The following is an 18,828-nucleotide window of genomic DNA, read 5'->3' as shown; positions in this document are numbered from 1 at the left end:
GCCGAGAATGGATTGAGAATAAAGTATCTGAGGTCAGTCGCGTTTATCCAACTGAAAATCTCTTTGATTTGTTTAAGCAATTTCCGGAGGGATTTGAGATTGAGCAGGTTTATTTTAAAGAGAAGAGTGATGGACCAGATGATTTCATTACGGAAATTAAACTGAAAGGAGATGCAACATCGCGTACAATAACGGGTACTCTTGCTAAAATTCCAGCGAAGGATGATACACCAAAGAGCGATGAAGTGGTAGTAAGCGTTCAATATGTAGGCAACAAATTTGTTTTTTCTGATGAAGAAACCGCTAAAAAAATATGGAAGTTTGATGGTTTCTTGTTTCAAAAACTTGATATAGATAAAGAATTTTTAAGCAAATTATCATTAAAAAACAAACATTTTAACGGAAACAATGGTTCTTTTGATATAGATTATATTATTAAAAACACAACGATTAACCAATATTTTAATAAACAGCAACAAGCTGAAACAGTGCTAGGATTTGGTAGTTCTTTGAGATTAGATGATTTTTATTACTATTCTATTACTGTTGATTTTAATGATGGCTATTATTTTAGAGAAACGGTATCGAATTAAGGGGAAATTAAATGGTAGATAAAAGGATTGTGAGTAGTGGGATCGCTACTTTAGATGCTTCTAATCTAACTTACGAATTTGAACAAGATGCAAGGAAATGTTGCTTTTATGGTATACTATAAGGGAACTATGATTAGTTGTTTAATTGAATGTTATAAATAAGGAGAAGGTTATGAAAAAACGCATATTTCTCACAATGGTACTTTTAGGAGGATTGATAATGATAGGATTGGCAGGATGTGGAGAAAATAAGAACAGCCGAGAATGGATTGAGAATAAAGTCTCTGAGGTCAGTCGTGTCTATCCAACTGAAAATCTCTTTGACTTGTTTAAGCAATTTCCGGAAGGGTTTGAGATTGAGCAGGTTTATTTTAAAGAGACAGGGTGCGGAGAAAATAAGAACAGCCGAGAATGGATTGAGAATAAAGTCTCTGAGGTCAGTCGTGTTTATCCAACTGAAAATCTCTTTGATTTGTTTAAGCAATTTCCGGAGTGACTTGTTTAAGCAATTTCCGGAGGGATTTAAAGTAAATCAAGTGTATATAAAACGTGGAACCTATCTTATCGAAATCACTTTACAAGGGGATAGTAGCAATCAAACGATTTCTGGAGTTCTAACTAAGACACGTGCTTCTGAAGATATTACTGAAAAGCCCGAAGAAACTATAAAAGTAGATTATATTAACGGGGAATTTATCTTTTCTGATGAGAAGAAGGCGAAAGAACTGTGGCCTTTTGATGGATTTTTATTTCAAAAGCTAACAATTGATCACTCTTTTCTGTCTTCGTTATCTATGAAAGCCAAAAGTTATAATGGGAACAATGGAGCTTTTGATATTGATTATTTAGTTCGAAATCAAACTATTAATCAGTATTTTAAAAAAGATGAAAATGAACAAGCAACATTAGGTTTTGGAAGCTCATATCGAAAAGACGATTATTACTATTATTCTATAACTGTTCACTATGATAATGTTTATACATTTATAGAAACGGTATCAAATTAAAAGGAAATAAAATGAAAGATGAAAAATATGTGAACAGTGGAATTGCTACTCTAGATGCAGCAAATTTGACTTATGAGTTTGAAAAAGGGAGAGCTGAACGTCCTGAATTTGCATTTCCAGATATTTCTGCTCAAGAGCGAGTGAAAGATGCACAAAGAAGGAAGGTTATACCTGATAATCTAGAATATCTTGATGATTTCAGAGATGCATTAACTGGGACTAGTGGGACAGCCTTTTTAGATAAAAATAGTGGAGAGGTGATTATTGCCTACACTGGTACGAATCCTAGCACCGACTTTCCTACAGATTTTAAGACGGATATTATAAGTATTGGGTTGGCAAGAGGTTATCATTATGATGAAGCTTTCAAATTTTATGAGAGGATTCGACAGAGATACGGGGATAATATTACCCTAACTGGACATTCTTTAGGAGGCAATGTTGCTCAGAGGGTGGCCTTAGAGTATAACGCTCGGCGTACTGTGGTATATAACTCAGCGCCTCTCTATTTAGAGAGTCTTATCGGGCCAAAAGAAAGAATTTCAGATTATCTGACTCCCTGGGATTCAGCAAGGGAGAAGATAATCAATAAACAAAAGACATTCACAGGTCAAGTAGTACGAATCCGTACTCAAGATGATTTTCTTAACAATACTTCTATGCCTCTTTTAGGAGTATATTTGGGAGAAGATTATCTGCTTAAAAATTCTGGTGGACACAGCCTTGATCCGGATATTACGGATGATAAAAATCAAATTAACCAAATCAAGGATATTTTGGAAAATCAGAGTCCAGAGAAGATGACTGGACTTGAAAAGAAGAACTATGAAACTCTGAAGAAACTACAAGGCGTCAAAAACGGACTTTTAAAGCAGTTGAATACTCAATTTTTATCAGATGGTAGTATAAGTATCCATGAGATGTTTTTCTTGGATAGCGTCCAAGCAACAGCTGTTGCGACAGCAATGACAGAGAGCGTCAGCAACGGACACAGTGAGATTGAGGCAGTGGCGAAAAAAGCAGTTGCGGATGCTGAAACACTCTACGATAAAAGTAAGGAAGTTCCTTGGTTCGTCACAGAGTTAACTTATGATGAGATAGAGGATGTCTATGCAGAAGCTGGGGTAACGCATGATAGTATTGTGGGGGAGACTCAGAGACATTTTGATAAAAAAGTAAGTAAATCAGCTGAGATTGTAAAAGCCTTTACGGATTTGGAAACGAATATTCAGAAGGGTGTTGAACAAGCAGTTGAAGGAGATGAAAGCTTGGCAAGGGATATTAATCAATGGACAAACTAGAAGAAATTCAAATTAAAATAAAAAAGCAAGAAGATGGTCTTTTGTCCTTGGAGGATGACTATAGAACTGCTAAGAAGAAACTAGAAGAATCCTATGAAAATTTGGATGATAATCATTCTCAGTTGACCAGATTATATGAGGAGTTTGAAAACATTGCTTATGATTTTGGTAAAAAGAATTCTGGAGATGAGAGAGAGCGCCACCAATTTCTGATACTCTTAGAATCTTATGCAGTTGAGACCAGGAGTGAGTATTTACGTCAATATGCTAAAATAGAGGCAAAAGATGAAGAATTGCAGACTCAGTACCGAAAAGAGCGCTCTCGCTTAGAAAAAGAGTTAGAAGAGAGTTATAGTCGAAGAAGAAATCTATACGAGTTAGGAAGGGAGCAGAAAAAATGCTAGTGGATTTAGTCATAGATGCTTTGATTGGCCCCATGTCAGAATCAGCCATACGAGAAATCAAAAAAACATTGGAAAGAGCAGCTATCAAAGCATTTTGCGCTCCTCCGATAATATCAGGTAGAAAGGATATTGTAGATAAGTACGATGAGGAGATAGGGATTCTTGCTATGACAAATAAGACAGCTGTAACGACTTTAGCAGCACAAATGGATAGCTCAATTAATGGTTTAGGACAAAAAGCAATTAGCGAGACTATTAGTAAAAATAGTACATCTTTTGAAGATTTAAATCCGAAGAAGAAAAAATAGTGTTTTAATCATGCCATGTTCCTTTCCAATTATTCCTAGTCTTGAAGAAAGATTATTTTCACTAACAAAAAAATGACTCTGGAAATTGGAATCATAGAGATGATAAAAGAGGTTGGATTATTTTCCAACCTCTTTTTTTATCTTAATGGAATTGCATACCACCATCGACGATAATGGTTTGACCTGTAATGTAGTTTGAATCTGGTCCAGCAAGGAAGCTAACCGCTGCAGCGACATCTTCTGGCTCAGATAGGCGTTTCAATGTAATATCTTTTGCGAATGTTTGCATACCCCATTCGTCGTCTTTTCCTGCATTTTTCCCAACTTCGTGAGCGATATCATACATCATTGGTGTTTTAACGATACCTGGAGCATAAGCGTTAACAGTGATGCCTGAGTCAGCTAAATCACGTGCTAATGTTTGAGTAATACCGCGAACAGCGAATTTTGTACCGCCATATACAGCCAAGTTTGGATTTCCGACAACACCTGCTTGGGAAGTAGCATTGATAATTTTACCACCGTGACCTAGTGCTTTGAACTGAGCCTGAGCAGCTTGTGCTCCCCAAATCACACCACCGACGTTAATAGCAAATGTGCGGGCGAATTGTTCCTCTGTAATTGTATCCAGAGGTGTAGTAGGAGCGACACCAGCGTTGTTTACCACAACGTTCAAGTCTCCGAAATGGTCTACAACTTTTTGGAAAGCTGCAGCAACCTCTGCTTGTTTAGACACATCTGCTACAACAGCTAAAGCATTCTCTGATGACAATTCAGCAACTGCTTTTTCAGCTGTTTCAGCATTATAGTCTAATACCCCAACCTTAAAACCATCTTGGACCAAGCGTTTTGCGATTGCAAAACCGATTCCTTGACCTGCACCTGTAACAATAGCTACTTTAGACATATGATTCCTCCTTTGGTATCCATGATACCGTTCAAACGTTCAAAAAGAACAGCAAAAGGTTTATAAGTGAGTAGTGATAAGTTTCCGAAAGAAGCCCTATCACTTTTCATTATACAACTTTGTGAAATTTGTGTCAAACAAAGACTGGTTTTAAGAGAAATTAATATTTTTCAAGAATAAAGTATCGAAGGGTCTCCTTTATAGAGTCAGAGAAATAAAACGTTGGTTTAAAAGTAAAATGCGCACAATATTTTCCAAGCACATTTCTTGAAACCCTTTCCTTCATTTGATAGACTAATACATAGTTTGAAATAAAGGAGACTAATTATGAAAAAATTTGTTGCTGAATTAATCGGTACATTTATGCTTGTGTTCATCGGAACAGGAGCTGTTGTTTTTGGAAATGGTGTTGAAGGACTTGGGCACCTTGGGATTGCTCTTGCCTTTGGTTTGGCAATCGTAGTCGCAGCCTTCTCAATCGGAACTGTTTCAGGTGCTCACTTGAACCCAGCTGTTTCTATCGCTATGTTTGTAAACAAACGTTTGTCATCTTCAGAGCTTGTAAACTACATTCTTGGTCAAGTAGTTGGTGCTTTCCTTGCATCTGGAGCTGTATTCTTCCTCTTGGCAAATTCAGGTATGTCAACTGCAAGTCTTGGTGAAAATGCCTTGGCAAATGGTGTCACTGTCTTTGGTGGTTTCTTGTTTGAAACAATCGCAACATTCTTGTTTGTTTTGGTGATCATGACTGTGACTTCAGCAAGCAAAGGTAATGGCGCAATCGCTGGATTGGTGATCGGTTTGTCATTGACAGCTTTGATTCTAGCTGGTTTGAACGTCACTGGACTTTCAGTAAACCCAGCTCGTAGCTTGGCTCCTGCTGTATTGGTAGGTGGCGCAGCTCTTCAACAAGTTTGGATTTTTATCCTTGCACCAATCGTTGGTGGAGTTCTTGCAGCTCTTGTTGCTAAAAGTTTCCTTGGAACTGAAGAATAATTGAAACTTAAAAAGCCTTGCTCCTCATCTTGAGGAACAGGGCTTTTTCGTATGATACTCTTCGAAAATCTCTTCAAACCACGTCAGCTCTATCTACAACCTTAAAGCAGTGCTTTGAGCAACCTGCGGCTAGCTTCCTAGTATGCTCTTTGATTTTCATTGAGTATGAGTTTAGCGGTTGTCAATTTTTTCTGGATAGAGGTCATGTTGGAAGAGGCGTTGTTCTGCCAAGCCTTCATACTTGGTTCCAGGTCTACCGTAGTTGTAGTAGGGGTCGATTGAAATGCCACCGCGAGGTGTAAATTTTCCCCAGACTTCTAAATAGCGAGGGTCTAGCAAGTTGACCAAGTCTTTCCCGATGGTGTTGATACAGTTTTCATGAAAATCTCCATGGTTTCGGTAGCTAAAGAGGTAGAGTTTGAGGGATTTTGACTCGACACAGAGCTTGTCAGGAATGTAGGAAATATAAATAGTTGCAAAGTCTGGCTGAGCAGTGATGGGACAAAGTGAGGTAAATTCAGGGCAGTTGAACTTGATGAAATAGTCATTTTCCACATGACGATTGTCAAAGGATTCGAGGACTTCGGGTTGATATTCGAAAATGTAGTTGGTTTCTTTGTTGCCGAGGAGGCTGAGGTTTTTCATTTCTTCTTGTTGTGACATGATTTTTTCTTTCTAATCTTAAACACCACGTTGGTTGTCGTAGAGGAGGGTATGGAGTTGAGGAAGGACGCGGACATTGCCCCAGCTATCGTCGGTAGCGACACGTTCCCAGAGTTCTTTGAGGCGGTCCAGTTGGTCTTGGACAATATTGCCTGTAGCCTTGGGCTCAGGATTTCCCGCCGATAAGAAGAGGACATCTGGTTGGTAGCGTTCTTGAATACCCTTGGCAAAGGCTAGATCGGCATCATCAAAGACAGGGATTTTAAAGGTTACTTTGTCTGGGTCTAGTTGGGAAACGATAAAGTCCAAGGTCTCAAAGTTGACTTCCATCTTGGAGGAAGGAGGCTTAGGACTCAGAGTGACTTGGTCGATATCTTTTAACCAATTTTGCCAGCGGGATCCCTGGGTCTCAACAGCAAGAGTGATACCACGTTCCTTGAGCTTGGTGACCAATTCGGCCATGTTGGCTGCTAGGATAGCAGGATTTCCCCCAGATAGGGTGACATAGTCGTAGCTTCCTAGTTTGTCTAACTCAGCGATTACTTCGTCAGCTGTCATGCGAATTGGTTTTTCAGAACCGTCCCAAGTAAAGGCGGAATCGCACCAGTCGCAGTGGTAGTCGCAACCAGCAGTGCGGACAAACATGGTTTTCTGGCCAATAGCACGACCTTCGCCTTGAAAGGTTGGGCCGAAAATTTCCAGAACTGGTAGTTTGAGGACACGTTCCTTAGTCATCTAACCACTCCCGTCTAAACTCCGCAAAGGCAGTCGGAGTTTCATAGAGGCGAACATATTCCAAACGGAGACCGCGCTCGTCTGGCAACTCTTGGCTCATGGTTTGGAAAATCCAGTAAACCATATTTTCAGCAGTCGTATTCATGTAGGGCAGGGTTTCATTGAGATAGCGATGATCCAAGTGGGGCTCTAAGTAGTCCTTGTAGATAGCTTTGATGTCTCCGAAATCGTAGGTCATACCTCTATCATCTAAAAATCCACTGACAGCGATTTGCAGATGATAGGTGTGACCGTGTAGGGATTTGCATTTTCCTTCATAGTGAAAGAGGTGGTGGGCAGCATCGAAGGTAAATTCTTTTGAGACTAAGGTTCTGTGAGGATTGTAGACAAGAGATTCCCCAGTTTCTTGTTTGATTTCTTTGGGGGCAAAAAACATCAGGCCTCTCCTTTCTGAGAGAGATAAACCTCTAAACCATGTTGGCGTAGATGGCAGGCAGGACAATCTCCACAACCAGTACCGATAATCCCATTGTAGCAGGTCAAAGTCTTCTCACGAACGTAGTCAAAGGCACCAAGTTGGTCAGCTAATTCCCAAGTTTCAGCCTTGTCTAGCCACATGAGAGGCGTTTGGATCACAAAGTCGTAATCCATAGCAAGGTTGAGCGTGACATTGAGTGATTTGACAAAGACATCCCGACAGTCAGGATAACCTGAGAAGTCTGTTTCGCACACTCCTGTCACGATATCCGTAATTCCACGCTGCTTGGCAAGAACTGCCGCAAAGGACAGAAAGAGATGATTGCGACCGTCAACGAAGGTATTAGGAACCTCTCCTTCTTTTTGCTCAATTTCTAAATCTGAAGTCAAGGCATTTTCAGTAATTTGTCCTAGCAGAGACATATCTAGGATATGATGACGAATTCCTTGTTCCTCAGCGATTTCTTTGGCCACTTGAATTTCTAAATGGTGGCGTTGACCGTAGGCAAAGGTAACGGCTTCGACCCTTTTATAGTGTTGCTTGGCCCAGAAAAGGCAGGTTGTTGAATCTTGACCGCCACTAAAGACGACCAAGGCTGATTGACGTTTCATAGTACTCCTTCCAAAATGGGAAATGTTCAGAGCACGCAAAAAGCTCCCTAGAGGGAGCTAAAAAATACCAAGTAGAGGTTTTTTTTAGCGATGGCATGTCCCAAACATCGTAATATTCTAGTTACAGTCTAGCATATTTTTTGAAAAATGGCAAAGGGCAAGAAAAAAGAGACCAAATGAATGCATTTGGTCTCTTTTTTGATTAGCTTAATTCAGCAACGATGGCTTTGATTTGTTCAGCTGTGTGGACACCTGCCACTTGTTTAACAACTTGTCCATCTTTCTTGAAGAGAAGAGTAGGGATAGACATGATGCCGAATGAACGAGCTGTGTTTGGATTTTCGTCAACATCCATTTTAACGATTTTCAAGACATCTTCTGAAAGTTCTTCAGACAATTTGTCCAAGATTGGACCTTGCATACGACATGGACCACACCAAGTTGCCCAGAAGTCTACCAAGACCAATCCGTCTTTAGTTTCTTGTTCAAATGTTGCATCTGTAATTGCTTTTGCCATAGTATTTCTCCTTTTTAATTATATTGGCTTAAATCTTGTTTCATGAGATAGAAGAAGACATCTCCATAAGTCCCATGGTAGTCCAAAGTATGTCCCTTATAGGTTAACTTTTGAACTGGGTAGTAGTCTGCGACACCAATCAAACAGGCTTGCTGAGAACGCTCAAATTCTTCGTATGACTCGAAGGTCATGGTTCTCTCTTGCTTGCTGGCATCTAGATAAGTGATTTCAATCATAGGATTCTCCTTTGCTAAATTATGTTTTCATTTTACTCCTCAGAAAAAGGAATGTCAAGAAAATTGATTGCGCACGCAACTTTTTTTGAAAATCTGATTAAGAAATGAAATCAAGACTAGTTTCCAGTCTTTCTTCTACAGCCTTTTGTAGATAGGCAAGAGTTGTCTGACCCTCCTTAGTGAGGCAGATAAAACTAGCTCGCTTATCCTGGTCACAACATCTCCGACTAAGTAAAGCACAGTTTTTGGCTTCTAGGCGTGCCACCATTCGTGATACAGCACTTGGACTCAGATGGAGTTTGTCAGGCAGGTCAATCTGTCTCAAAGATTTTTCTTGAGACTGATTTAAAAAGTGCAAGAGATAGAATTCTTTAAGCGTTAGGCTTTGGTCACTCTGCTCAGCAATCGTTTGCTCTAAAAGAGCTTCTAGCTCTACTTGTCGGCGGTTGAAGTCAAACCATTTTTCTAAGTAAGTCATATCAATCTCCTTTCTATATGGTAGTTATAAACAGATTTGCCTATCTGAGATGCTTGCGCACGCAATTAGTATACAACTTTTTCCATGAGATAGCAAGAAGGATGTTTCTTGTGTATTTCCTTGAAATTTTCTGAAAAAGGAGTAAACTGGTATGCAGAAAGTCTATTTGTGGAGTAAACGATGAAGTTATATGTTCAGTTAATGATTCTCTTTGTGATTTCGCTGATTGGTGAGGGAATTTCTGTTCTTTTCCATTTGCCTATCCCTGGAAGCATTATCGGTTTGATTATTTTATTTCTGGCCTTGCAGTTCAAGTGGCTGCGGGTACGACATGTCAACATGGTTGGGAATTTTCTTCTCGCCAACATGACCATCCTCTTTCTGCCTCCTGCAGTTGGGATTATGGAGAAATTTGATGTGATTGCTCCTTATTTATTACCAATTATCTTGATTGTCTTTTTTGCGGCAGTCATCAATATCATTTTGATTGCGTTGGTCGTTCAGTTTATCAAAAAGCGTTATGAAGGTGATTACGAAGAAAGAGGTGCCAAATGAGCGAATTTGTATCCAATCCACTTTTTGGGATAGCTCTGTCTATCCTAGCCTATCTCGGAGGCATGATTATCTTTAGACGCTACCCTCATCCTCTGACAACTCCTTTGCTACTAGCGACCTTGTTTATCATAGCGTTTCTGAAATTGACTGGTATTTCTTACGCTGCCTATTATCAAGGTGGGGTTTATCTGAATAACCTGATTGTACCCTCAACAGTAGCACTCGGTATTCCACTCTATAAGAGTTTTCACCTCATGAAGCACCATGTTAGAAGTATTCTGCTAGGCAGTCTTCTAGCAGTCATTGTGAATACCACTTTTACAGCACTAGTCGCCAAATTTTTCGGCATGGATTTCTTCTTGGCGATTTCACTTTTTCCAAAGTCAGTAACGACTGCGATGGCGGTTGGAATCACGGAAAAGCTACAAGGGATCACAACAATTACCTTGGTCGTAGTAGTAGCGACTGGTATTTTGACTAGCGTTATCGGACCGACACTTTTGAAATGGCTGAAAATAGATGACCCAGTAGCTGCCGGTTTGGCTCTAGGAGGAACAGGTCACGCCGTTGGAACTGGGACAGCCTTCCGTTATGGATCAGTGGCTGGTGCCATGGCCGGCTTGGCAATCGGTGTCACAGGTTTGCTTTATGTCTTTATCAGTCCCATCGTAGCTGGTTTAATATTAAGTTAAAGGTCAAGTATCTCTTGGCCTTTTATCTGTTTAACAATAAAAATCCCCTAGCAAAACTTTATCTGCTAGGGGTTATTGATTATTGAAGGTTGACTTTATTCTTCAAGATGTAGTAGGTACCGATATAGTAGACAACAATCAAAATGATATCTTTAACGATTTCATAAGTGAGCAAAGAGGTGTAATTTACACTAATATTTAAGAAAAGATCGCTAAATCCAATGAGAGTTTGAATGACAATATAGGCTACAACAGCTAGAGCTGTACGGTATTCATCAAATAGTTGACCGATAGAAATAGACAAGTAGATACAAAGGATGCTGGCAAGGGTATTTAAGATATAGGTTGTCAGGGTTAACCATAAATTGCCTAGATAGTAGTCGAAAACATCTTTGAATAAGGACGATATGAAAACATCTGGGCTAATCATGGCAATGATGATGTAAAGACTCAAAAGAAAGACCACTGTACTTGTCAAAGACCAGACAAAGGCTCCAAGGATTTTAGCAGAGAGAATCTGGTGTTCAGATACTGGAAGGGTGAGAGTCAGATAGCCACGACGGTCGTAAACGCTCCCCTTAAATCGTTGAATGATCAAAATTAAGGTTGAAATACTCAGAGTAATAACGAGGCCCCCAAAAACCAGAGCTAGAAAGAATAACATGACAACACCCTTGTCTTGGTAATAGGTGTTTGATAAGGCACTACCATGAATTCCTATGATGACAGATAGGGATAGTACAGCTGCATAGAGGGCAAAAAACCATTTGTTGACATTTTTAAATTCATAACGAACTAAATTCCAAAACATAAGAATCTCCTTTACCTAAGCTTTGAATTCGTGACGGAAGAGCTGATCGATAGACTCTCCAGATTCGTAGCGAATATCATCCACATTTCCTTGACGGACGATTTTTCCATCCTTGAGGAAAATAATCTCATCCAAAATTGGCTCGATGTCTGAAATCAAGTGTGTTGAAATCAAGACAGTCGAAGTTGGAGAGTAGCTGTTGATGATGGTGTTCAAGATATAGTCACGAGCTGCAGGGTCAACTCCTCCGATGGGCTCGTCAAGGACATATAAGCGAGCATCACGACTCATGACAAGAATCAATTGGACCTTTTCTTTGTTCCCTTTGGAGAGCTTTTTAAGGCGACTGTTTTCGTCGATACCCAGGTCACGAAGTAAGTGTTGAGCACGATCAAGATTGAAATCCTTGTAGAAGGTTTTAAAGAAGGTGAGAGCTTCTTTGACTTTCATTTGCTCGTTAAGATAGGTCGTGTCAGGTAGATAAGACACAATGGCTTTTGTTTCGGGACTAGGCTCGGTGTTGTTGATAAGAATACGTCCTTCATCCGGTTGGAGCAAGCCATTAATCAACTTAATCAAGGTTGTCTTTCCAGAACCATTTGGGCCAAGGAGACCAACAATCTTACCAGCTGGGATTTCAAAGGAAACATTTTTTAGGGCAGGATTTGGTCCATAGGATTTTGAAACATTTTCAAATTCTAATAAGGTCATAGTCTAAACTCCTTCAATATAATCTCTCAAAACAGTAGGTAGTTCTTCTTTTTCATAGCCAAATTCTACCATGGCTGTGACAAACTGTTGCAGTTGTTCTTCGGATAGTTGTTTGCGGGATTGGAAGATCAAGTCCAAGTCCTCTGTGACAAAGCGGCCAGCAGTCCGCTTGCTGTATACAAAGCCTTCTCTTTCCAGGTCTGATAGGGCGCGTTGGATGGTGTTTGGATTGACACCAGCTTCACTTGCCAATTCTCTAACAGTTGGTAGTTGTTGACTAGGCTCAAGTTTGTGGGAAATAATTTGCAGTTGGATTTTATCCATAATCTGCAAATAAATGGGTTTGTTGTTATCAAATGTCCAGGACATCACGGTCTCCTTTCTATTTTTCTCTTGTGTTAATTAAATAGTACAACTAAACAAAAAACTTGTCAAGCCAAAAGGAGAATTATTTTGGGAATTGCTCAAAAAATGGTATAATGAAAAGAAAACGACAAGGAGGGGAAGGCATGCGTTGTCCAAAATGTGGCGCTACTAAATCAAGTGTTATCGATAGCCGTCAGGCTGAAGAAGGAAATACGATTAGAAGAAGACGTGAGTGTGAAGAATGCCAACATCGTTTTACGACCTATGAACGTGTAGAAGAAAGAACGCTAGTTGTGGTCAAAAAGGATGGCACACGGGAGCAGTTCTCCAGAGATAAAATCTTTAATGGGATTATCCGTTCAGCTCAAAAACGTCCGGTGTCTAGTGATGAGATTGGTATGGTGGTCAATCGTATCGAGCAAAAACTCCTCAGTCGCAATGATAATGAAATTCAAAGTGAAGATATTGGTTCTCTTGTTATGGAAGAGTTGGCTGAACTAGACGAAATCACCTACGTTCGTTTTGCTAGTGTTTATCGTAGCTTTAAAGATGTGAGCGAGCTCGAAAATCTTCTCAAACAAATTACGCAATCTTCAAAGAAGAAAAAGGAAAAATAAATGAAGCCTAATGATCGTTTTTCTTTTCTAAAGAATAATCGGGTGTCGCAAGATCCCACAACTTTGGTGCAGTGCTACCTCCCGATTATCGGTCAGGATGCGCTGAGTCTTTACCTTTATACCTTAGCTTTTTGGGATGATGGACAAAAAGAACACCTTTTTGCATCAATCCTCAACCACCTCAATTTTGGGATGGACAGACTCTTAAAGGCTTTTAAAATCTTAACAGCCTTCAATTTGGTTACCCTCTATCAAAAGGGTGACGGCTATGAACTTGCTATTCATCCAACACTTTCTCAATCTGACTTCTTGCATCATACAGTGTATCGTACTTTGTTGGAGAAAAGGATTGGCGATACAGCAGTTTCTGATTTACGTCAAGAGGTTGCAGACGGAGAAGCTTTGACGGTTCATTTGAGTCAGGCCTTTCCAGAGATAGAAGAATTGGCTAGTCATGATGAGACACCAGTAAAAGCTGATTTTAAAAATGATTTTGATTTGGAGCATTTTCGTCAGCTCATGGCGAGAGATAATCTCCGTTTCCAAGATGAACAGTCAGATGTTTTAGAGTTATTTAAAATCGCTGATGAGAAAAAATGGACCTGGTTTGAGACCTATCAGCTAGCAAAAGGAACAGCAGTTTCTCAAGTCATTTCTATCAAGCGTATGCGTGAAAAATTAGCGCAAGAGTCTGTTTCATCGGATTTTAGTCCTAAGGAAGCGACCATTATCCGAGAAGCTAAAAGTAAAACGGCCCTAGAATTTTTAGCGGGAATCAAACAAACCCGAAATGCAGGAATTATCCAAGCTGAACGCGATTTGCTAAAACAGATGGCAGACCTAGGCTTGCTTGATGAAGTTATCAATGTCGTTATACTTTTGACCTTCAACAAGGTTGATTCGGCCAATCTCAATGAAAAATATGCCATGAAAGTGGCCAATGATTACTCTTATAACAAAGTCAGAACTGCTGAAGAGGCTGTGCTTCGAATTAGAGAAAAAAATCAAAAGGGGCAAGAATCAAAAACAGCGAAGACAAGCCAGGCAAAAACCAATGTTCCTAAATGGAGTAATCCAGAATATAAAAATGAAACCAGCGAAGAAACTCGCTTGGAATTAGAACGCAAGAAAAAAGAAATGTTAGCTCGATTAGGAAAAGGAGGAGACTAGATGGAAAGTGTAGGAGATGTGCTTAAGGGTCATCCCAGCCGTTTTCAATACCAGGACTTGGTCCAGCAGATTGTAAAAGATCCAGATGTTGCGGCTTTTATCCAGAAGGAATCTCTCAGTCAAGAGGAATTGAATCGTAGTATCTCTAAGTTTAACCAATACATCACCGAGCGTGATAAGTTCCTTCGAGGAGATACCGACTATATTGCTCGAGGTTATAAGCCAATTTTAGTCATGAATCATGGTTACGCGGATGTATCCTATGAGGAAACCCCGGAACTGATCGCGGCTGAGAAGGAAGCGGCTATCAAAAACCGTCTCAGACTGATTAATCTTCCAGCTAGTCTTAAAAAAGCTAGCCTAGCTCAAGTTGATTTGGATGATTTAGGACGCTTGCCAGTTTTTGAAAAGCTCTTAACTTTTGTTGAACAATATCCAGAAAACCGTAAAGGTCTCTATCTCTATGGAGATTTTGGGGTAGGAAAGAGCTTTATGGTGGCTGCCCTAGCCCATGATTTGTCAGAAAAACGTGGCGTTTCATCAACTCTTCTCCATTATCCGAGCTTTGTCATTGATGTCAAAAATGCTATCGGTGATGGAAATGTCAAGAATTTGGTGGATGAAATCAAGCAAGCGGAAGTCTTGATTTTGGATGACATTGGTGCGGAACAGTCAACACCTTGGGTCCGTGATGAAGTCTTGCAAGTCATTCTTCAGTATCGTATGCAAGAAGATTTACCAACCTTTTTTACTTCCAACTTCAATTTTGAAGATTTGGAAAAACATTTTGCAAAAGGCAAGAACGGAAACGATGAAACTTGGGAAGCCAGACGTGTCATGGAGCGTATTCGTTATTTAGCAGAGGAAACAAGATTAGAAGGAGAAAATCGTCGATGACAGAAACGATTAAATTAATGCAAAGCCACTCATCAGTGCGCAGATTTAAGGAAGAAGAGGTTCCACAAGAGGACTTGAATGAGATTTTAACAGCTGCCCAAATGGCTTCTTCTTGGAAAAATTTCCAATCTTATTCTGTGATTCTAGTCAGAAGTCAAGAAAAGAAAGATGCTCTTTTTGAGCTGGTTCCTCAGGAAGCGATTCGTCAGTCTGCCGCCTTCCTCCTCTTTGTAGGAGATTTAAACCGTGCAGAAAAAGGGGCTCGTCTCCATACCGATACTTTCCAACCTCAAGGAGTGGAAGGTCTCCTAATCACTTCAGTAGATGCAGCCTTGGCTGGACAGAATACTTTGCTTGCGGCAGAAAGCCTTGGCTATGGAGTAGTAATTATCGGTTTGGTGCGTTACAAATCTGCTGAGTTAGCAGAATTGTTCAAGCTTCCTGACTATACCTACCCAGTTTTTGGGATTGCACTGGGTGTGCCCAACCAAAAACATGATGTAAAACCAAGATTGCCACTAGAGAATGTTGTTTTTGAGGAAGAATACCAAGAACAAACAACTGAGGTTATTAAAGCCTATGACCGTGTGCAGACCGAATATGCAGGAGCTCGTGCGACGACCACTTGGAGTCAACGTCTTGCAGAGCAATTTGGTCAGCCTGAACCAAGCTCAACTAGAGAAAATCTTGAACAAAAGAACTTAATGTAGAAAGTGAGAAAACATGGCCTTACCAACTGTTGCCATCGTAGGACGTCCCAATGTTGGGAAATCAACTCTGTTTAACCGTATTGCAGGGGAACGCATCTCAATCGTAGAAGATGTCGAAGGAGTAACACGGGACCGTATCTATGCTACTGGTGAATGGCTCAATCGTTCTTTTAGTATGATTGATACTGGCGGGATTGATGATGTCGATGCTCCATTTATGGAACAAATCAAGCACCAGGCAGAAATTGCCATGGAAGAGGCAGACGTCATCGTCTTTGTCGTTTCTGGAAAAGAAGGAATCACAGATGCAGACGAATACGTAGCTCGCAAACTCTATAAAACTCATAAACCGGTCATCCTTGCAGTCAACAAGGTTGACAATCCGGAAATGAGAAATGATATCTATGATTTCTATGCTCTTGGATTGGGAGAACCATTGCCAATTTCATCTGTGCACGGGATTGGTACAGGGGATGTATTAGATGCCATCGTCGAAAATCTTCCACATGAAGTCGAAGATGAAAATCCAGATGTCATTAAATTCAGCTTGATTGGTCGCCCGAATGTCGGGAAGTCTAGCTTGATCAATGCCATTTTGGGAGAAGACCGCGTGATTGCCAGTCCTGTTGCTGGTACAACTCGTGATGCTATTGATACCCATTTTAAAGATGCGGATGGCCAAGAGTTTACCATGATTGATACGGCTGGTATGCGTAAGTCTGGTAAAGTCTATGAGAACACAGAGAAATACTCTGTCATGCGTGCCATGCGTGCTATTGACCGTTCAGATGTAGTCTTGATGGTCCTCAATGCCGAAGAAGGCATCCGTGAGTATGATAAGCGTATCGCTGGATTTGCCCACGAAGCTGGTAAAGGGATGATTATCGTAGTCAATAAGTGGGATACTCTTGAAAAAGATAACCATACCATGAAAAACTGGGAAGAGGATATTCGTGAACAGTTCCAATATCTACCTTACGCACCGATTATCTTTGTTTCGGCTTTGACCAAGCAACGTCTCCACAAACTTCCAGAGATGATTAAACAAATCAGCGAGAGTCAAAATACCCGTATCCCATCAGCAGTCTTGAATGATGTCATTATGGATGCTATCGCCATCAACCCAACACCGACAGACAAAGGGAAACGCCTCAAGATCTTTTACGCGACACAAGTGTCAACCAAACCACCGACCTTTGTGATTTTTGTCAATGAAGAAGAACTTATGCACTTCTCTTACTTGCGTTTCTTGGAAAATCAAATTCGCAAGGCCTTCGTCTTTGAAGGAACGCCAATCCATCTGATCGCAAGAAAACGGAAATAAAATGATAAAAAGAAGAAGGTTAACAGACCTTCTTTTTTGTAGAGGATACCAAGAGCGTAGATCTAATTTGTCATCAAATTAACATCATTTTCCTAGCCCTTGTCACAGTTTTGTAATGGAAACGTACTTTCTTTGTAAGATTCAAAATGCTATAATGCTCTAAACAATTTTCCTTGCATAAGGAGGTTATTATGAAAAAAGATAGATTGTTAAAGAATCCTTTCTTGGTGCGTCTACTTGGATTGCTGATGGCATTTTTCTTCCTATCAGGATTTACGGCACCTGAAAAACCAGACTATGGTATCTATGACCCAAATCATTATTTGACAGAGGAAGTAGTTACTCAGATTCGTGATTTGAATGAAGCCAATAGTCAAAAGGCAGAAAAGCTCCAAATAGGTGTCTATATCGTAGATAGTCTGGAAGGAGAAAGCATTGAAACGGTGGCTAATGAAACTGCCAGGGCTTGGAAGATTGGCTATTCAGGAGATAATTTTGGAAGTCTCATTGTAGTAGCTGTTCAAGACCGTAAATCAAGAATTGAAACCAGTAATAACACAGCCATTAGAATAACGGACTATCAAACCAAACAGATCTTGGCAGCTAGCCGTACGGATTTTAAAAATGGAGAATATAGTAAGGGTATCTTAGCGATTGCCAAAGGCTTGGACAATCAGTTTTATAAAGGAACGGGAACCTTCTCGTCTGATGAATCCTCTGAAATCAAACGTTATTCTGAAAGCATCAGTGGAAAAAAATCTAATCGAGAAAGAAGCGATTCATCAAGTCGCCGACAAAAGAATGACCCCATAAAAGATTTCTTTATGTTCCTGACGGTAATATATTTCATTGGAGTCATTATTGCCATTATCAGAGGTAGAGGTGGAGGAGGAGGAGACTCCTCTGACGGCGGCTGGTGGTTTAGTGACTCATCCGATTCGGGTTCATCTTGGTCCGACTCAGGCTCAGATTCTTCTAGTAGCTGGGACGGCGGTGGCTTTGATGGTGGTGGTTCATCTGATGATTGGTAATGTTCGTATGTAATTTAAAGAAATAAGTAGGTTTAAGAAATGAAAAATAAAGGAATTATTTATGTATTAAGCATTTTACTGGCTATTCTCTTGCTAGGAGGATGCTCAGTAGTAGGTACCTATAATGGTCTTGTATCAGAGCAAACCAAGGTTGAACAAGCACAGGCAGATGTAGCGACAGCCCTTCAACGTCGTTCGGATTTGATTGGAAATCTGGTAGAGTCTGTAAAAGGACAAATGAACCATGAAACAGAGGTCTTTACCCAAATCGCAGAAGCGCGAGCAAAAATTGGAACTGGATCAGTCACCTCTAAAGAAAACCAAGAAGCTCAAGGAGAGTTGAGTTCAGCTATTTCACGTTTGATTTCGCTAACAGAAAACTATCCGGAATTGAAGAGCAATCAAAATGTAGAACAACTTATGACGGAGTTGGCTGGAAGTGAAAACCGTATTTTTGTAGCCCGTAAGGATTATAACCAAGCTGCAACGGAATACAATCAAAAATTAAGAAGCTTTCCAACAGTTCTCTTTGCTAACATGATGAATTTTAAAGAAGCAGAAACCTTCAAAGAAACTGAAGAAGCTAAGACGGTTCCAAAGGTCGATTTTAGTAATTCTACAACCAAAGAATAGATTTGATATTTTCAAAAGAAAATCGAGGACTTAAATAGTTTGATTTATCATGAAAAAGAGGCTCAAAATGGGCCTCT

Annotated in this window: 25 protein-coding genes and 1 pseudogene; 15 read left to right on the top strand and 11 right to left on the bottom strand. The window is 40.1% G+C overall.

From position 1 onward, the window contains the following. From HMPREF1481_RS08405 to HMPREF1481_RS08385, 5 genes and pseudogenes are all read left to right on the top strand, one after another. Nucleotides 1–593, top strand: a 593-nt coding sequence (locus HMPREF1481_RS08405) for a hypothetical protein (protein WP_016466245.1), incomplete at its 5' end; no start/stop codon positions are given. Nucleotides 594–765: 172 nt separating this feature from the next. Beyond that, nucleotides 766–1,600: pseudogene (locus HMPREF1481_RS11010) on the top strand (hypothetical protein). 11 nt (nucleotides 1,601–1,611) lie between these two features. Further along, complete coding sequence (locus HMPREF1481_RS08395) at nucleotides 1,612–2,901, top strand: Mbeg1-like protein (protein WP_016466242.1); 1,290 nt, start codon at nucleotides 1,612–1,614, stop codon at nucleotides 2,899–2,901. Then, nucleotides 2,889–3,305 carry a hypothetical protein gene (locus HMPREF1481_RS08390; protein WP_016466241.1) on the top strand — a complete coding sequence of 139 codons (417 nt, stop codon included), beginning with the start codon at nucleotides 2,889–2,891 and terminating at the stop codon, nucleotides 3,303–3,305. Before HMPREF1481_RS08395 ends, HMPREF1481_RS08390 begins: the two co-directional genes overlap by 13 nt. Continuing rightward, on the top strand, nucleotides 3,299–3,613 hold the full coding sequence (locus HMPREF1481_RS08385) for a hypothetical protein (protein WP_016466240.1): 315 nt from the start codon (nucleotides 3,299–3,301) through the stop codon (nucleotides 3,611–3,613). The genes HMPREF1481_RS08390 and HMPREF1481_RS08385 overlap by 7 nt, the downstream gene beginning before the upstream one ends. A gap of 142 nt (nucleotides 3,614–3,755) precedes the next feature. On the opposite strand, the gene HMPREF1481_RS08380 is transcribed toward HMPREF1481_RS08385, so the two are convergent. Continuing rightward, on the bottom strand, nucleotides 3,756–4,520 hold the full coding sequence (locus HMPREF1481_RS08380; protein ID WP_016466239.1) for a (S)-acetoin forming diacetyl reductase: 765 nt from the start codon (nucleotides 4,518–4,520) through the stop codon (nucleotides 3,756–3,758). 327 nt (nucleotides 4,521–4,847) lie between these two features. On the opposite strand from HMPREF1481_RS08380, the gene HMPREF1481_RS08375 reads away from it, so the two are divergent. After that, nucleotides 4,848–5,516, top strand: coding sequence for an MIP/aquaporin family protein (locus HMPREF1481_RS08375; protein WP_016466238.1), 669 nt, complete (start codon nucleotides 4,848–4,850; stop codon nucleotides 5,514–5,516). A 171-nt stretch (nucleotides 5,517–5,687) separates the two neighbouring features. Here HMPREF1481_RS08375 and queF read toward each other — a convergent pair whose 3' ends face one another. The 7 genes from queF to HMPREF1481_RS08340 form a co-directional block, all read right to left on the bottom strand. Further along, nucleotides 5,688–6,179: a preQ(1) synthase gene (gene queF / locus HMPREF1481_RS08370; RefSeq protein WP_000082589.1), complete on the bottom strand. Its 492-nt coding sequence runs from the start codon at nucleotides 6,177–6,179 to the stop codon at nucleotides 5,688–5,690. Between the two features lie 18 nt (nucleotides 6,180–6,197). Next, nucleotides 6,198–6,914: a 7-carboxy-7-deazaguanine synthase QueE gene (queE, locus tag HMPREF1481_RS08365; RefSeq protein WP_016466237.1), complete on the bottom strand. Its 717-nt coding sequence runs from the start codon at nucleotides 6,912–6,914 to the stop codon at nucleotides 6,198–6,200. Further along, a complete protein-coding gene (gene queD, locus HMPREF1481_RS08360) occupies nucleotides 6,907–7,350 on the bottom strand; it encodes a 6-carboxytetrahydropterin synthase QueD (RefSeq protein ID WP_000464566.1) in 444 nt (147 codons plus the stop codon). The genes queE and queD overlap by 8 nt, the downstream gene beginning before the upstream one ends. Beyond that, the gene (gene queC / locus HMPREF1481_RS08355) at nucleotides 7,350–8,003 is read right to left on the bottom strand and encodes a 7-cyano-7-deazaguanine synthase QueC (RefSeq protein ID WP_016466236.1); all 654 of its coding nucleotides are present in this window, start codon (nucleotides 8,001–8,003) and stop codon (nucleotides 7,350–7,352) included. Before queC ends, queD begins: the two co-directional genes overlap by 1 nt. A gap of 202 nt (nucleotides 8,004–8,205) precedes the next feature. Next, nucleotides 8,206–8,520: a thioredoxin gene (gene trxA, locus HMPREF1481_RS08350; protein ID WP_001029584.1), complete on the bottom strand. Its 315-nt coding sequence runs from the start codon at nucleotides 8,518–8,520 to the stop codon at nucleotides 8,206–8,208. Nucleotides 8,521–8,534: 14 nt separating this feature from the next. Continuing rightward, complete coding sequence (locus tag HMPREF1481_RS08345; RefSeq protein WP_016466235.1) at nucleotides 8,535–8,756, bottom strand: DUF4649 family protein; 222 nt, start codon at nucleotides 8,754–8,756, stop codon at nucleotides 8,535–8,537. 97 nt (nucleotides 8,757–8,853) lie between these two features. Beyond that, the gene (locus tag HMPREF1481_RS08340; protein WP_016466234.1) at nucleotides 8,854–9,234 is read right to left on the bottom strand and encodes a MarR family winged helix-turn-helix transcriptional regulator; all 381 of its coding nucleotides are present in this window, start codon (nucleotides 9,232–9,234) and stop codon (nucleotides 8,854–8,856) included. A gap of 180 nt (nucleotides 9,235–9,414) precedes the next feature. On the opposite strand from HMPREF1481_RS08340, the gene HMPREF1481_RS08335 reads away from it, so the two are divergent. Both HMPREF1481_RS08335 and HMPREF1481_RS08330 read left to right on the top strand, forming a co-directional pair. Continuing rightward, nucleotides 9,415–9,789, top strand: a complete 375-nt coding sequence (locus HMPREF1481_RS08335) for a CidA/LrgA family protein (RefSeq protein WP_016466233.1) — start codon at nucleotides 9,415–9,417, stop codon at nucleotides 9,787–9,789. Beyond that, complete coding sequence (locus tag HMPREF1481_RS08330) at nucleotides 9,786–10,481, top strand: LrgB family protein (RefSeq protein ID WP_016466232.1); 696 nt, start codon at nucleotides 9,786–9,788, stop codon at nucleotides 10,479–10,481. Before HMPREF1481_RS08335 ends, HMPREF1481_RS08330 begins: the two co-directional genes overlap by 4 nt. Before the next feature lie 79 nt (nucleotides 10,482–10,560). Here the strand turns inward: HMPREF1481_RS08330 and HMPREF1481_RS08325 are convergent, their stop codons facing one another. From HMPREF1481_RS08325 to HMPREF1481_RS08315, 3 genes are read right to left on the bottom strand one after another with little or no spacing between them, the layout of a single operon-like run. Further along, nucleotides 10,561–11,292, bottom strand: coding sequence for a hypothetical protein (locus HMPREF1481_RS08325; RefSeq protein ID WP_016466231.1), 732 nt, complete (start codon nucleotides 11,290–11,292; stop codon nucleotides 10,561–10,563). A gap of 15 nt (nucleotides 11,293–11,307) precedes the next feature. Continuing rightward, a complete protein-coding gene (locus tag HMPREF1481_RS08320) occupies nucleotides 11,308–12,003 on the bottom strand; it encodes an ABC transporter ATP-binding protein (protein ID WP_006150834.1) in 696 nt (231 codons plus the stop codon). A 3-nt stretch (nucleotides 12,004–12,006) separates the two neighbouring features. Then, nucleotides 12,007–12,372 carry a GntR family transcriptional regulator gene (locus HMPREF1481_RS08315; RefSeq protein WP_016466230.1) on the bottom strand — a complete coding sequence of 122 codons (366 nt, stop codon included), beginning with the start codon at nucleotides 12,370–12,372 and terminating at the stop codon, nucleotides 12,007–12,009. Nucleotides 12,373–12,512: 140 nt separating this feature from the next. Here HMPREF1481_RS08315 and nrdR point away from each other — a divergent pair, with 140 nt between their 5' ends. The 7 genes from nrdR to HMPREF1481_RS08280 all read left to right on the top strand — a co-directional run bounded on the left by nrdR (nucleotide 12,513) and on the right by HMPREF1481_RS08280 (nucleotide 18,751). Further along, nucleotides 12,513–12,986 carry a transcriptional regulator NrdR gene (gene nrdR / locus HMPREF1481_RS08310; RefSeq protein WP_004250782.1) on the top strand — a complete coding sequence of 158 codons (474 nt, stop codon included), beginning with the start codon at nucleotides 12,513–12,515 and terminating at the stop codon, nucleotides 12,984–12,986. Continuing rightward, the gene (locus HMPREF1481_RS08305) at nucleotides 12,987–14,156 is read left to right on the top strand and encodes a DnaD domain protein (protein ID WP_016466229.1); all 1,170 of its coding nucleotides are present in this window, start codon (nucleotides 12,987–12,989) and stop codon (nucleotides 14,154–14,156) included. Beyond that, nucleotides 14,157–15,053 carry a primosomal protein DnaI gene (gene dnaI, locus HMPREF1481_RS08300; RefSeq protein ID WP_016466228.1) on the top strand — a complete coding sequence of 299 codons (897 nt, stop codon included), beginning with the start codon at nucleotides 14,157–14,159 and terminating at the stop codon, nucleotides 15,051–15,053. Next, nucleotides 15,050–15,763 (top strand): nitroreductase family protein, encoded by a 714-nt coding sequence (locus tag HMPREF1481_RS08295; protein ID WP_016466227.1) that lies wholly within the window; start codon nucleotides 15,050–15,052, stop codon nucleotides 15,761–15,763. Before dnaI ends, HMPREF1481_RS08295 begins: the two co-directional genes overlap by 4 nt. Nucleotides 15,764–15,776: 13 nt before the next feature. After that, nucleotides 15,777–17,087, top strand: coding sequence for a ribosome biogenesis GTPase Der (gene der / locus HMPREF1481_RS08290; RefSeq protein WP_016466226.1), 1,311 nt, complete (start codon nucleotides 15,777–15,779; stop codon nucleotides 17,085–17,087). Between the two features lie 191 nt (nucleotides 17,088–17,278). Beyond that, a complete protein-coding gene (locus HMPREF1481_RS08285; protein ID WP_016466225.1) occupies nucleotides 17,279–18,118 on the top strand; it encodes a TPM domain-containing protein in 840 nt (279 codons plus the stop codon). A 39-nt stretch (nucleotides 18,119–18,157) separates the two neighbouring features. Beyond that, nucleotides 18,158–18,751 (top strand): LemA family protein, encoded by a 594-nt coding sequence (locus HMPREF1481_RS08280; protein WP_016466224.1) that lies wholly within the window; start codon nucleotides 18,158–18,160, stop codon nucleotides 18,749–18,751. The last annotated feature ends 77 nt before the right edge of the window (nucleotides 18,752–18,828 follow it).

This window comes from Streptococcus sp. HPH0090 (assembly GCF_000411475.1).
GTDB lineage: Bacteria > Bacillota > Bacilli > Lactobacillales > Streptococcaceae > Streptococcus.
Note: the sequence above shows the minus strand (reverse complement) of the source record. Positions and strands in the feature narration are given on the sequence as shown.